Genomic DNA, 13,219 nt, shown 5'->3' on the forward strand with positions numbered 1-13,219 from the left:
TGCCCACCGGCTGCTGCCAGGTGCCATGAATTGTGGCGTGATGAATTATTCCGACACATCCTTCGCTCAATCGACGACCGCTCCGTTCCTGAGCCTCGAGGCCGTGCGCAAAACCTATCCCGGCGTCGTGGCGCTGGACGGGTTCTCCATGGAGGTCAGGCCGGGCGAGGTGATCGGCCTCGTCGGCGAGAACGGCGCCGGTAAATCGACGCTGATGAAGATCCTCGGCGGCGTGACGCGGCCGGACAGCGGCAGCGTCACCGTCGACGGCGTCGCGCATGACGGGCTGACCGTGGAAGCCAGCATCGGCTCCGGCATCGCCTTCGTGCACCAGGAACTCAATCTGTTCGAAAATCTCGACGTCGCCGCCAACATCTTCTTCGGCCGCGAGCCGCTGAAGGCCGGGCCGCTGAGGCTGGTCGACCGCGCCAGCCTGCGCGAGATGGTGGCGCCGCTCTTGAAACGCGTCGGCGCCAATTTCTCGGCCGACACGCCGGTCGCTTCGCTGTCGCTGGCGCAGCAGCAGATGGTCGAGATCGCCAAGGCGCTGTCGATCAAGGCGCGGCTGGTGATCCTCGACGAGCCGACCTCCAGCCTGCCGATCGCCGAGACCGAGAAGCTGCTCGACGTGATCAAGGGGCTGAGGGCGGAAGACATCAGCGTCATCTTCATCTCGCACCGCCTGCACGAGGTGGAGCGCGTCGCCGACCGCGTCGTGGTGCTGCGCGACGGCATGCTCGCAGGCACGCTGCCCAAGAGCGAGATCAATCACGACCAGATGGTCAAGCTGATGATCGGGCGCATGCTGAAGGAGCGCGAGAAGGCCGCGGAAGCGGGGCGCGCGCCCGGCGGCGTCGCGCTCTCCGCCAGTGCGGTGCGCACCACGGCCTATCCGGATCACCCGGTCGATCTCGAAATCAGGCGCGGCGAAATCCTCGGTCTCGCCGGGCTGGTCGGCTCCGGCCGCACCGAGCTCGCGCGCGTTCTGTTCGGCATCGACGAGCGGCTCGGCGGCAGCGTCGCGCTGGACGGCAAAGCGCTCGATGTCGGATCGGCCGCCGATGCGGTGGCGAACGGCATCTTCCTCGTGCCGGAGGACCGCAAGCTCACCGGCATTCTGCTCGACCTCTCGATAGCGCAGAATATTTCGCTACCCAATCTGCCGGCGCATGCCAGACGCTTGCTGGTCTCGACCGGCGCCGAGATCGCCACCGCCGAGAAGCAGAAGAAGGATCTCGGCATCAAGGCGCCGTCGGTCCTGACCCGCACCGGCACGCTGTCCGGCGGCAACCAGCAGAAAGTGGTTTTGGCCAAATGGCTGGCGATGAACCCCAAGGTGATGATCCTCGACGAACCGACGCGCGGCATCGACATCGGCGCCAAGGCGGAGATCTACGGGCTGATGCGGGCGCTGGCCGATGCCGGTGTCGCGGTGCTGATGATCTCCAGCGACATGGAAGAGGTGATCGGCGTCTCGGACCGCATCGCGGTCATGCATGAGGGGCAGATCTCCGGCATTCTCGACCGGGACGATTTCAGCCAGGAAAACGTGCTTTTGCTGGCGGTGGGCAAGAAGCCAAGGCTGGCGCATGCTGCGGGAGGAGCGCAATGAGCAAGAAAGACCTCGGCCTGCTGGTCCTGATCCTGGTGGTCGGCGCGGTCGTCGCCATCATCAATCCGCGTTTCCTGCTGCCGATCAACCTCGCCAACACCTCCAACCTGATCGGCCTGTTCGGCATCCTTTCCATCGGCCAGGCCTTCGTCATCATCACCGGCGGCATCGAACTCTCGGTCGGCTCGCTGGTGGCGCTCCTCGGCACGCTGTTCATCGACTTCATCGCCGTGCGCGAGATGGACTGGCCGCTGGCCTTCGTGCTGATCATCGCGCTCGGCGCCGTCATCGGCTTCGTACACGGCTGGCTGATCACGCGGCTCAAGATGCAGCCCTTCGTGGTGACGCTCTGCGGCCTCTTGATCTATCGCGGCGTCGCCCGCTTCTACACCGCCGACGGCACCGCCGGCTTCGCCTTCGGCCAGAATTTCCCGGATCTAGAGTTCCTGACCGCCGGCCGGTCGGGGGGCGTGCCGAACAGCTTCATCGCGCTGATCGCCATCGCCATCGTCATGTGGGTGGTTCTGCACCGCTCGGTGTTCGGGCGCTATCTCTACGCCATCGGCAAGAACGAGGAAGCGGCGAAATATTCGGGCATCCGCACCGGGCGCGTTGTGATTGCGGCTTACGTCATCTGCGGCGTGCTGACTGCGCTGTCGGCGATCTATTTCGCCATGTACACGCGCTCGATCTCGCCGGCGAGTCACGGCCAGTTCTACGAGCTTTATGCCATCGCCGCGGCCGTGCTTGGCGGCTTCTCGCTGCGCGGCGGCGAAGGCTCGCTGATCGGCGTCATCCTTGGCACGGTTCTGCTGCAGGAACTGCAGAACCTGGTCAACCTGCTCGGCATCCCCTCCTCGCTCAACTTCGCGGTGATGGGCGGCGTCATCCTGATCGGTGTGCTGGTCGACCAGCAATGGGGCGTGTTCCGCGCCCGGCGCCGGATGCTGGAAGCGACGCGCAGGAACGTCGCCGGCGCTCCGGCGGAGTAGCGTCGCTCCCTGGATCGGACCCCCTCGGGTTCGCACGATTCCCCGTAGAAGCAGCGGACAATCCGGCTTTTGCGGTGGATTGCGTCGAAGCACGCGGAACCGAAAACAGCACTTGTCCGGAAATTGGGGCTGGGCTAAGCAATTCGGCATCGCATGCATCCAAAGAACAAAAAAATGGGAGAAGGTACCGTGGCATCATCGCGTTGGACTGCACTTGCTGCGCTTGCACTGATCTGTTCGACCCCCGCGGTCGCCAAGGACTGGAAGTCCGTTACAGTCGCAATGGAGGGCTCTTACGCCCCGTGGAACCAAACCGACGCCAGCGGCAAGATCGTCGGATTCGAGGTGGACATACTCAACGACGTCTGCGCTCGCATGAAGATAGAATGCACTATCGTGGCGCAGGATTGGGACGGCGTTATTCCTGGCCTCACGGCGGGCAAGTTCGACATTGTGATGGATGGAATGTCGATCACCGAGGAGCGCATGAAGACGATCGACTTCTCGATCCCCTATGCCTCTTCGCCTGTGGCTTTCCTTGCCGACAAGAATGGCCCGCTGGCGCAGTTGTCGAACAGCGGCAAGATGATCGATCTTTCCAAGGACGACGCCGAGTCCAAGGCCGCGCTCGACACGCTGCGCAAGGAACTTGCGGGCAAGAATGTCGGCCTGCAGGTTTCGACCACGGAAGCCACGTTTGCCGACAAGTATCTGAAGGATGTCGCCAACGTCCACGAATACAAGACCACCGACGAGCACGATCTTGACCTGATGGCGGGCCGCATCGACGTGGCCTTCGCCGACACCACCTACTTCCTCGGCACGCTGGCCAAGCCCGATGCCAAGGACCTGGCATTTGTCGGGCCGCAGTTCAAGGGAGGCCCGATCCTGGGGCCGGGCATTGGCGCCGCTTTCCGCAAAACCGATAAAGACCTGCAGGACATGTACAACAAGGCCCTCAAGGCCGCTCTCGACGACGGCTCCGTCAAGAAATACAGCATGCAGTGGTTTAAGATCGACATCACCCAGTGATGTCGTCACGGGAGCAGCCTCGGCTGCTCCCGTTTTGCATTTAGTGCATGTCTCTCAAAAAGCGAGCAGCGATTTTGGGCGAACGACATGCATCAAAACAAGGACTTAAAGCACGTCGCCTGAATCCGTTTCGACGCGACGCGCTTTGAGGTGAGCAGCCAGTCGACGTGTCTCGGCGCCCGGAGGAGGCGTACGTGGAATTTCTCAACAATCTGCTCGATCAGCTGTCAACGGCCTACGAGCTGTTGGCTGCGGGTTGGGGCGTTCAGCTTCTCTGGGGCATTGCTTGGACCCTGGCGGTCACCGTGGTCTCGATGCTGATCGGCGCGACGCTCGGATCGCTCGTGGCGGCAGCCAAGCTTTCACAACGCGGCGGGCTGAGATTCCTCGGCGAAAGCTACACCACCGTGTTTCGCGGCGAACCGGAACTGCTGATCATCTATCTTTTCTACTATGGCGGCACGCAGGTCTTGACGGGCGTGGCGAGGTCCACCGGGTCGATAGGCCCTACCGACATATTGAACATGCCGAGCTTTCTGGGCGGCGTTCTCGCGGTTGGCATCATTTCCGGCGCCTATCAGGCGGAAGTCTTTCGCGGGTCGTTTCTGGCAATCCATCGCGGCGAGCTGGAAGCGGCACGGGCCTATGGCATGTCGGCCCTAACGCGTTTTCGTCTCGTGATAATGCCTCAGGTCTTGCGCCTGGCTGTGCCGGGGCTGGGCAATGTGTGGCAGCTGACCATCAAGGATTCTGCGCTTATTTCGGTTACCGGCGTGGCTGAACTCATGCTGTCGGCCAACAAGGCGGCGCGCTCAACCCACCACTCCCTGCTTTTCTACACCCTTGCAGGCATCCTTTACCTCGTCATGACGTCAGTTTCGACGCCGATCTTCGACAAGGCCGAGCGTTACACCTCACGCAGTTTTGTGCGGCCGAAATGAGGGGTTGCGGTGGATCCTAACTTCTACCTGTCAACCATCTGGAGCGTGCTGAAAGCTCTGCCGCTCACGCTTGAGATCTGGTTCTTTGGTGTCGCAATTGGTCTAGTTCTCGCCTCCGGCCTGACCTGGATGCGAGCGTCGGGCTACAGATTGGGTGAGCTTTTTGCCCGAGCCTACGTCTTTGTTTTTCGCGGGTCACCGCTGCTGGTGCAGCTTTACCTGATCTATTTCGGGCTTTCGCAGTTCGATTTCGTTCGCCACAGCCCGATCCTGTGGCCGATCCTGCGGGATCCCATGTATTGCACGATCCTCGCAATGGCGCTGAACACAGCAGCCTATTCCAGCGAGATTTTCCGGGGAGCGCTGCGGGCAGTGCCTGTCGGCCAGATCGAGGCCGCCAAGGCCTTTGGCATGCCAATGTTTACACGATTCCGCCTTGTCACGCTGCCGATCGCCCTGCGGCTGGCCCTGCCGGCCTACTCAACCGAGATCATTCTCATGACAAAGGCAACGGCGCTCGCCTCTATGGTCACAATCATGGAGATGATGGGAACTGCGCAGAAGATCCAGCACGACACTTTCCGCCCGATCGAGGTGCTGACCTGCGCCGGCGTGATCTATCTGCTTCTCAACCTTTCGATCGCCCGGTTGTTTGCTTTTGTCGAATACCTGCTCTCGCCGCATCTGCGTCCCCCGCCCGAACAATCCCAGCAGATCAAACCCGTCCCGGAGGTGTTGTGATGCCGGCAAATCTTTCCGCCGCCTCGAAAGCAGCATCGTCGCCCGACGACGACAAGGCGGCCATCAGCGTCAAAGACATGCGCAAGTGCTTCGGCGACCATGAAGTGCTCAAGGGCATTTCGCTTGAAGCCCACAAGGGCGATGTCATTTCGATACTCGGCTCCTCGGGTTCCGGCAAAAGCACCTTCCTGCGCTGCATCAACTTGCTGGAAATCCCGGATTCCGGCGAGGTGCGGGTGGATGGCGAGTTGATCCGGATGAAGCAAGGCCGGGATGGCCGGCAAATGCCGGCTGACATGCGCCAGGTCGAGCGGATGCGTGCCAATCTCGCCATGGTTTTCCAGAGCTTCAATCTCTGGTCCCACATGACGGTGCTTGAAAATCTTGTCGCCGCGCCGACGCATGTGCTCAAGCGGCCGCGGGCGGAATGCCTCGAGCAGGCTGAAGCATTGCTGAAGCGCGTGGGCATTTGGGAGCGGCGCAACTATTACCCGCCTCACATGTCGGGCGGCCAGCAACAGCGCGCCGCCATAGCGCGCGCGCTGGCGATGAATCCCAAGGTGATGCTGTTCGACGAGCCTACATCCGCGCTTGATCCGGAACTGGTCGGCGAGGTGCTGCGCGTCATGCGCTCGCTCGCGGAGGAAGGCCGCACCATGCTGGTGGTGACGCATGAAATGGGTTTCGCCCGCGACGTATCGAGCCAGGTGATGTTCCTGCACAAGGGCGAGGTGGATTCGCTGGGTGAGCCAAAAGAGATGTTCGCCCGTCCCCCCACCCAGCAGTTCAAGCAGTTTATCGCGAATTTCAACAAATGACCGCGGCGCTGGCGGCGGCGTTTTGCAGGACCGGCGCCCAGCAAATCAGATCATGCTGGACAGGTCCGAGAACGCCATCGCCTTGCGCAGCACCTCGGCGAAGCGCTCGCCGGCGATCTCTTTCGCGCCGCTGTTATCGATCGAGGTAACGTCCGGACCGGAAAGCGTAACGCTCGTGCTGCGCGCCAGGCGGGCCAGCACCTCGCCGCGCGATTCGCGGCCGCGCGCCGCAAGTCGGTTGGCGAGGATTTCCGGCGCGGCGGTGATCTCAACCACCGCCAGATTGGCATAGCGCTCACGCAGCGCAGGGATGACCGCGCGGGAGACATTCGCCACGGCCACATGGCCATTGGCGACCGCCCAGTCGACATCGGCCGGCAGTCCGTAGCGCAGGCCATGCGCGTCCCAGCAGATGGCGAAGGCGCCGTCTGCTTCCGCCTCGGCAAAAGCGGCATCGGCCAGCGTGTCGTGGTCCTCGCTCGCCGAATCGCTCGGCCGGGTGATGACGCGGCGCACGAATTCCAGCCGCGTTTCGTCGGCGAAGCGCGCCTTGGCATAACCGATCAGCGTGTCCTTGCCGGCGCCGCTCGGCCCGACGACCGCGACGAAGACGCCGTTGCGGATGGGAAGCGTTTCGGTGAGCTCGCGTTCGATCAAAGCCGAAACCATCATGCGACCCGGCGTCCTTCGCGCCAGACGGTGCGAACGACCGGCACATGCTTGTCGACGCGCACGCGCACGAGATCGGCGCGGCGGCCGGGCTCGATAACGCCGCGATCGGAAAGGCCGACCGCGTCGGCCGGGTTCTTCGACACCATGGCGACCGCCTGCGGCAGCGAGATGCTCTCGACGACATCGCCGAGGAAGAAGGCCGACTGGATCAGGCTGAAGGGGATGTAGTCGGAAGACAGGATATCGAGCAGGCCGTCGCCGGCAAGCGCGCGCGCCGACACATTGCCCGAATGCGAGGAGCCGCGCATGACGTTGGGCGCGCCCATCAGCACGCCGAGGCCTGCCGCCTTCGAGGCCCTTGCCGCCTCCTCGGTGGTGGGGAATTCGGCGACACGCACGCCCTGCTCCACCGCCTCGTCGACATGGCCGGCGGTGGCGTCGTCATGGCTGGCGAGCACGATGCCGCGTTCGCGGCAGGCGGCGGAGATGAAGACGCGGTTCGGGCCGGAATTCATGGCCGATTCGGCCATCCGCTTCTCGCAGAACTTCTGGAAGTCGCGGTCGGTCAGCTTCAGCTTGCGCTGGTAGTAATAGGCATAGGTCTCGAGGTTGACGAACTGGCGCTGGCCCGGCGCATGGTCCATCAGCGAGGCGAGCTTCACCCGGTCGTCGGTTTCGAAATTGGCGAAGGCCTCGAGACAGTCCGGCGCCGAGACCTCGCAGCGCAGGTGGATGAAATGGTCGGCCCGCAGCCGATCCTGGCGCACGCTGTCTTCGATCGCGTCGGCGAGCTTGCGCACGTCGTCGGACTTCAAATCGGCATCCTCGTCCATGCCGACGCGCAAGGCATCGAGCACGGTGGTGATGCCGGCGGTCGCCACCTGGGCATCATGGGCAAGCACAGCAGCGATCGGGTTCCAGCGCACCTTCGGGCGCGGCGCGTAATGGCCTTCGAGATGGTCGGTATGCAGCTCGACGAGGCCCGGGATGATGTAGTCGCCGCCCATGTCCTCGCCGGTGCGGACGGCACCCGGCTCGATCGCAGCGATCAGGCCATCGCGCAGCAGCAGCGAGCCCTCGACGATCTCATCGGGCAGGACGATGCGGGCGTTGTTCAGAACGGTCTCGGCGGTCATCTCAGGCGGTCCTTGGTCTCGGGCAATAGCATCAGGCGGTCTTTCTGGCCGGTCGGCGGCCGAGTTCATGGTGGGAAAGCACCATGAAGGGGGCGCCCGGTTCGGTCTCGACGAACAGCGTCAGCGCATCCACCGGCACCGGGTGCTGCAGCACCTCCGCGAACAGGCTGTCGATTGCTGCGCGAAGACGTGGGCTTTCCTGTGGCCCGACGCGCCCGGACAACGTCATGTGGAAGCGGAAGGTCTCGAAAACGTAAGGATAGCCCCACTGGCAGAGGTTGCGGAACTCATCCGGCTTCAGCGAGTCTGGGCTGCGCCGCTCGATCTCTGCCTCGGTCAGCGGCGCGCGGAAGCGGTCGAAAGCGCGCACGACTTCGTCGGCGAAACTGTTGAGCGGCGCGAAAGGGGCTTCCGGCACCAGCGCGAAGAAACCGTCGATCTGGCCGACGACGAGGCGGGGGATGACGACCGGCGGTGCGGCTTCGGCAAAATCGACGAGCGCGGCGCGCAGCGAGGCTTCCGTCTCGTTCGGCGCCAGCCGGAACGGCGCCTTCAGCGTCGCGTGGAACCCGTAGCGCCGTGCCGAGGCAGTGTGGAAGGCAACCTCCGCCGCCGACAGCTCACCGACGGCCTCGACCGGTCGCGTTGCCGCGCCGAAGGGGTCGCGGCCCAGCCAATTGGCGGCGATGCGCGCCAGCGGCTCGTCCTGCCGTGGGGTGAAATAGATGGCGTAGCGCATGGAAAGTCCTCGTCAGCCCGCTGCCATAGGCGATTTCCATGACGGATTGACGAAGCTTTCGTGGGTTTTCGAAGGCAAATAGACCCTCGCGGTCCTTAGCCGACGATTTTTCCCAGCTGGACCAATAGCTTGAGCGCGGTGAGTAACCTTAGGCCTTCATCAGCCACTCATGCTCGGCGGCGTTGTGGAATTTCCAGGTCCGCTTCGGGCCGGCCATGACGTTGAGATAGTAGAGGTCGTAGCCGTGGCAGGCCGCGCAGGGATGATAGCCCTTCGGCACCAAGACGACATCGCCATCCTCGATCGCCATCGCCTCGTCGAGGTCGCGCACGCCGTTCCTGTCAGCGTCGGTGTAGACGCGCTGGAAGGCGAAGCCCTGCGGCGGGTTGAGGCGGTGGTAGTAGGTCTCCTCGAGATAGGATTCGGCGGGGAGGTTGTCCTGGTCGTGCTTGTGCGGCGGATAGCTGGAGGTGTGGCCGCCGGGCGTGATGACCTCGACCACCAGCAGCGAATCCGCCGGCTTGCCCTCGGGCAGGATGTTGGTGACGTAGCGCGTGTTCGTGCCCTTGCCGCGCACCTCCTGGCCGAGATCGTCCGGCGCAATCACACGCGCCGGCAGGCCGCCGCCAAGGCCCGGCGCCGAGCAGACGGCAAGCTCCAGCTCGGTGTCGGCGGTGACCGACCAGTCGGAGCCTTGCGGCACATAGACCGACCAGGGCTTGCCCTCGAAGGGCGACATGCGCTCGCCGAGCAGGCCGAGATCGTTGCCGCTTGCCGAGGCCTTGCCCTTGCCGGTGACGAACACCAGGCAGACCTCGCGCTCGCCCGTCTTGCCGGCAACGGTCTCGCCCGGCCGCAAGCGGTGGAGATCGAAACCGACATAAGTCCAGCCGGCGCTTTGCGGGGTGACGTGAGCGACGTGGCCGTGGCCCTTGTCGGCCTTGACGAGCAGTTTCGACATTATTGTCTCCCTAATTACCCGACACTTCGATTTTCAGGTCTGCTTTGCAGCCAAGGTTTCACCGTTTGATGGACTGTCCGGAAACCTTGGAGATTGGCTGAAGCCTCTCAACTTCGTCATCCTAGGGCGAAGCAGGAGCGCAGCTCCGTCGCGGAGACCCTAGGATCCATGCCGTAACCTCAATCGAAGAGCGCAGCGGAGCCGAATTCTGCACCGCAGCGGGTGTTTTGAAGTCACGGCATGGATCCCGGGGTCTGCGCCGCATCGCTTCGCCCCAGGATGACGAAGCGAGAGGCGTTTCGGCTAGTCACCAACGTATGCGATCCGCCACGCACCCAGTATCCAACCCGTAGAAACTTAGCCATGGATCAGTCATTCCTTCTGCTCGGCTGGAGGCTTGGCCTCCTCAACCGGCTTGTACAGGTAGAAGAACTGCCACACCGCGTAACCGGCGAAGCCGAGCGCAATGACGCCCCAGAACGGCGTGCCGGTGGCGAACTCGATCACCGACCAGATCAGGCAGACGGCGACGACGGCGATGCGTCGCCACAGCGGCCGGAAGAAGGGGTGCTCATAGTCTTTCATCGCGCCAATCCCGGATTTGCCCAAAGCGTGTCAGATAGACCGCGCGCCGTGGCAAATCCACCGTTTACGCCGGGAAGCCCTGCGTCTCCACCGTATAGCCGGCGGCCGTCATCACCCGCATCAGCTCTTTGTGGCCGACCTGAGCCATCTTCAGCGGCGGGTTCTTCTTCGGATCCTGCTCGGCCTCGACAACGAACCAGCCTTCATAGCCGTAATCGGCGAAGCGCTGGACGATGGCGCCGAAATCGAGCGAGCCGTCGCCCGGCACGGTGAAAGCGCCAAGCGCCACGGCATCGAGGAAGGACTGCTTCGTGCGGTCGAGCCCGTCGATCACGCCCATGCGCACGTCCTTCACATGCACGTGGTTGATGCGCTTGTGATGGTTGTCGATGGCGCGCAGCACATCGCCGCCGGCAAAGGCGAGATGGCCGGCATCGAGCAGCAGCGGAATGCCTTCGCCGGAATGGCGCATGAAGGCGTCTAGCTCCGGCTCGGTCTCGACCACAGCCGCCATGTGATGATGATAGGAGAGCGGCATGCCCTGGTCGGCGCACCATTCGCCGAATTCGGTGACGCGGCGGCTATAAGCCTTCATCTCGTCGTCGGTGAGCTTGGGCTTGGTGGCCAGAGGCTTGGAGCGGTCGCCCTGGATGGAGCGGCCGACCTCGCCATAGACGATGCAGGGCGCGTTGACCGCCTTGAACAGGTCGATCATCGGCTGGATGCGATCCTTGTTCCTGCCCAAGTCCTCGTTGACCAGCGTGCCGGAAAACCAGCCGCCGCAGAGCGTCACGTCGGCCTCCTTCAGGATCGGCAGCATCACCTTCGGGTCGTTCGGGAAGCGACGGCCCATCTCCATGCCGGTGAAGCCGGCCGAGCGCGACTGGCGCAGGCATTCCTCCAGCGACACGTCATCGCTCAATTCCACGAGATCGTCGTTCCACCACGCGATGGGGGACATTCCCAGTTTGGCTTTCAAGTCGTCACTCCAGTGTCAGGTTCGTTCCTACCCTCCCCCTTGTGGAGGGTCGCTGCGAAGCAGCGGGGTGGGGGTGCGGCGCCGACCACCACCCGGAGGACCTTCGGTCCGACCTCCCCACAAAGAGGAGGTAGGGGGGTTGGCAGCGCCGGCTTCAATCACCGATGCTCTGCATCTGCTTTTTGTCCTCATACGCCTTGCGCGCGGCGTTCACTTCGCTACGCGACGAGACTTCCGGCACGGCGACATCCCACCAATGGCCCCCGGCTTCGGTCGAGAGCAGCGGATCGGTGTCGATGACCAGCACGGTGGTCTTGTCGTTGCCTCTTGCCTTGGCCAGCGCTGTCTCCAATTCGGCGATCGACGCCACCTTCTCGGCGACGGCGCCAAGGCTTGCCGCATGCGCGGCGAAGTCGACGTCCGGCATCACCTCGTGGCGGGCGTCCTTCAGGAGATTGTTGAAGTTGGCGCCGCCGGTCGCCATCTGCAGCCGGTTGATGCAGCCATAGCCGCGGTTGTCGAGGAGCACGATGGTGAGCTTCAAGCCCAGCATCACCGATGTGGCGATCTCGGAATTGAGCATCAGATAGGAGCCGTCGCCAACCATGACGACGACCTCCTGGTCGGGCTTCGCCATCTTGACGCCAAGCCCGCCGGCGATCTCGTAACCCATGGTCGAGAAGCCGTATTCGGCATGGTAGGAGCCCGGCGCGCCCGCCTGCCAGAGCTTGTGCAATTCGCCCGGCAGGCCGCCGGCGGCATGCAGCAAGGTGACGCCCGAGCCCATCGCGCGCTGCACGGCGCCGATCACCTGCGCGTCCGACGGATAGGCGGCGTTGGTCGAGGCTGTCACCTTGGCGGCGGCCGCCTGCCATTCCGTCTTGCCCTTCAGCGCGTTGTCGGTCCAGGCCGTCGGCGCCTTCCAGCCTTTCAGCGCGGCATTGAGCTCGGCAAGCCCTTCGGCGGCGTCGGCGACCAGCGGCAGCGCCCAGTGCTTGCCGGCATCGAAGACCTGGGTATTCAGGCCAATGATCGTACGACCCGCATTCTTGAACAGCGCCCAGGACCCGGTGGTGAAATCCTGCAGCCTAGTGCCGACGGCAAGCACGACATCCGCCTCTTCCGCCAGTCGGTTGGCGGCGGAGGTGCCGGTGACGCCGACCGCGGCCATGTTGAGCGGATGATCGTCGGGGAGCGAGGATTTTCCCCCTTGAGTCTCGCAGACGGGAATGCCGGCGCCTTGCACCAGCTTCGCCAGCTCGCCCGAAGCTTGCGAATAAAGGACGCCGCCGCCGGCGATCACCAGCGGTTTCTTGGCGCCCTTCAGCGCCGCGACGGCGGCCGCCAACTCGTGGCGATCCGGGCGCAGCCGGCGCGGCGTCCAGACGCGCTCGGCAAACAGGCTCTCGGGATAGTCATAGGCCTCGGCCTGCACGTCCTGGCAGAGCGAGAGCGTGACCGGGCCGCATTCGGCCGGATCGGTCAGCACCTGCATGGCCCGGTTCAGCGCCGGGATGATCTGTTCCGGCCGCGTGATGCGGTCGAAATAGCGCGACACGGGGCGGAAGCAGTCGTTGACGCTCGCCGTACCGTCTGAGAAATCCTCGGCCTGCTGCAGCACCGGGTCTGGCAAGCGGTTGGCGAAGACATCGCCGGGCAGCAGAAGCACCGGCAGTCGGTTGACATGGGCAAGGGCGGCCGCCGTCACCATGTTCAGCGCGCCCGGGCCGATCGAGGTGGTGGCCGCCATGAATCGGCGGCGGAAATTCGCCTTGCCATAGGCGATCGCGGCATGCACCATCGCCTGTTCGTTGTGGGCGCGGAAGGTCGGCAGCTCGTCGCGCACTTGATAGAGCGCCTCGCCGACGCCGGCGACATTGCCGTGGCCGAAGATCGCCCAGACGCCGCCGAAGATCGGCACGTTTCTGCCGTCGATTTCGGTCATCTGCCGGCTGAGAAAGCGGGTCAGCGCCTGCGCCATCGTCAGGCGAACGGTCTTGGTCATCGGTCG

At 63.9% G+C, this 13,219-nt stretch carries 13 protein-coding genes; 6 read left to right on the forward strand and 7 right to left on the reverse strand.

Annotated elements, in window-relative coordinates:
* Window positions 1-40 precede the first annotated feature (40 nt).
* The 6 genes from RFN28_RS18980 (at window position 41) to RFN28_RS19005 (ending at window position 6,136) form a co-directional block, all read left to right on the forward strand.
* Window positions 41-1,612: a sugar ABC transporter ATP-binding protein gene (locus tag RFN28_RS18980; protein ID WP_320288944.1), complete on the forward strand. Its 1,572-nt coding sequence runs from the start codon at window positions 41-43 to the stop codon at window positions 1,610-1,612.
* Window positions 1,609-2,604 (forward strand): ABC transporter permease, encoded by a 996-nt coding sequence (locus RFN28_RS18985; RefSeq protein WP_320288854.1) that lies wholly within the window; start codon window positions 1,609-1,611, stop codon window positions 2,602-2,604. Before RFN28_RS18980 ends, RFN28_RS18985 begins: the two co-directional genes overlap by 4 nt.
* A 189-nt stretch (window positions 2,605-2,793) precedes the next feature.
* Window positions 2,794-3,636, forward strand: a complete 843-nt coding sequence (locus tag RFN28_RS18990; RefSeq protein WP_320288855.1) for a transporter substrate-binding domain-containing protein — start codon at window positions 2,794-2,796, stop codon at window positions 3,634-3,636.
* Between the two features lie 194 nt (window positions 3,637-3,830).
* Entirely contained in the window at window positions 3,831-4,577 is a 747-nt protein-coding gene (locus tag RFN28_RS18995; RefSeq protein ID WP_320288856.1) for an ABC transporter permease, read from the forward strand.
* A gap of 9 nt (window positions 4,578-4,586) precedes the next feature.
* Window positions 4,587-5,318: an ABC transporter permease gene (locus RFN28_RS19000; protein WP_320288857.1), complete on the forward strand. Its 732-nt coding sequence runs from the start codon at window positions 4,587-4,589 to the stop codon at window positions 5,316-5,318.
* Window positions 5,318-6,136: an ABC transporter ATP-binding protein gene (locus RFN28_RS19005; RefSeq protein WP_320288858.1), complete on the forward strand. Its 819-nt coding sequence runs from the start codon at window positions 5,318-5,320 to the stop codon at window positions 6,134-6,136. The genes RFN28_RS19000 and RFN28_RS19005 overlap by 1 nt, the downstream gene beginning before the upstream one ends.
* Window positions 6,137-6,181: 45 nt before the next feature.
* On the opposite strand, the gene phnN is transcribed toward RFN28_RS19005, so the two are convergent.
* The 7 genes from phnN to iolD all read right to left on the reverse strand — a co-directional run bounded on the left by phnN (window position 6,182) and on the right by iolD (window position 13,213).
* Window positions 6,182-6,808: a phosphonate metabolism protein/1,5-bisphosphokinase (PRPP-forming) PhnN gene (gene phnN, locus RFN28_RS19010; RefSeq protein WP_320288859.1), complete on the reverse strand. Its 627-nt coding sequence runs from the start codon at window positions 6,806-6,808 to the stop codon at window positions 6,182-6,184.
* Window positions 6,805-7,944, reverse strand: a complete 1,140-nt coding sequence (locus tag RFN28_RS19015; RefSeq protein WP_320288860.1) for an alpha-D-ribose 1-methylphosphonate 5-triphosphate diphosphatase — start codon at window positions 7,942-7,944, stop codon at window positions 6,805-6,807. Before RFN28_RS19015 ends, phnN begins: the two co-directional genes overlap by 4 nt.
* Window positions 7,945-7,975: 31 nt before the next feature.
* Window positions 7,976-8,683, reverse strand: coding sequence for a DUF1045 domain-containing protein (locus tag RFN28_RS19020; RefSeq protein WP_320288861.1), 708 nt, complete (start codon window positions 8,681-8,683; stop codon window positions 7,976-7,978).
* A gap of 148 nt (window positions 8,684-8,831) precedes the next feature.
* On the reverse strand, window positions 8,832-9,644 hold the full coding sequence (gene iolB / locus RFN28_RS19025; protein WP_320288862.1) for a 5-deoxy-glucuronate isomerase: 813 nt from the start codon (window positions 9,642-9,644) through the stop codon (window positions 8,832-8,834).
* 372 nt (window positions 9,645-10,016) lie between these two features.
* Window positions 10,017-10,229 carry a DUF3329 domain-containing protein gene (locus RFN28_RS19030; RefSeq protein ID WP_320288863.1) on the reverse strand — a complete coding sequence of 71 codons (213 nt, stop codon included), beginning with the start codon at window positions 10,227-10,229 and terminating at the stop codon, window positions 10,017-10,019.
* Window positions 10,230-10,293: 64 nt separating this feature from the next.
* Complete coding sequence (iolE, locus tag RFN28_RS19035; protein ID WP_320288864.1) at window positions 10,294-11,208, reverse strand: myo-inosose-2 dehydratase; 915 nt, start codon at window positions 11,206-11,208, stop codon at window positions 10,294-10,296.
* Window positions 11,209-11,362: 154 nt separating this feature from the next.
* Complete coding sequence (iolD, locus tag RFN28_RS19040; protein WP_320288865.1) at window positions 11,363-13,213, reverse strand: 3D-(3,5/4)-trihydroxycyclohexane-1,2-dione acylhydrolase (decyclizing); 1,851 nt, start codon at window positions 13,211-13,213, stop codon at window positions 11,363-11,365.
* Between the last annotated feature and the right edge of the window lie 6 nt (window positions 13,214-13,219).

It is taken from the genome of Mesorhizobium album (assembly GCF_033977205.1).
In the GTDB taxonomy this organism is placed as follows: Bacteria; Pseudomonadota; Alphaproteobacteria; order Rhizobiales; family Rhizobiaceae; genus Mesorhizobium; species Mesorhizobium album.

Bases quoted from the DNA above. Each gene is read 5' to 3' on its own strand.
- RFN28_RS18980 (WP_320288944.1), top strand. From the start codon at position 41: ATGAATTATTCCGACACATCCTTCGCTCAATCGACGACCGCTCCGTTC.
- RFN28_RS18985 (WP_320288854.1), top strand. From the start codon at position 1,609: ATGAGCAAGAAAGACCTCGGCCTGCTGGTCCTGATCCTGGTGGTCGGC.
- RFN28_RS19005 (WP_320288858.1), top strand. From the start codon at position 5,318: ATGCCGGCAAATCTTTCCGCCGCCTCGAAAGCAGCATCGTCGCCCGAC.
- phnN (WP_320288859.1), bottom strand. From the start codon at position 6,808: ATGATGGTTTCGGCTTTGATCGAACGCGAGCTCACCGAAACGCTTCCC.
- RFN28_RS19015 (WP_320288860.1), bottom strand. From the start codon at position 7,944: ATGACCGCCGAGACCGTTCTGAACAACGCCCGCATCGTCCTGCCCGAT.
- RFN28_RS19020 (WP_320288861.1), bottom strand. From the start codon at position 8,683: ATGCGCTACGCCATCTATTTCACCCCACGGCAGGACGAGCCGCTGGCG.
- iolB (WP_320288862.1), bottom strand. From the start codon at position 9,644: ATGTCGAAACTGCTCGTCAAGGCCGACAAGGGCCACGGCCACGTCGCT.
- RFN28_RS19030 (WP_320288863.1), bottom strand. From the start codon at position 10,229: ATGAAAGACTATGAGCACCCCTTCTTCCGGCCGCTGTGGCGACGCATC.
- iolD (WP_320288865.1), bottom strand. From the start codon at position 13,213: ATGACCAAGACCGTTCGCCTGACGATGGCGCAGGCGCTGACCCGCTTT.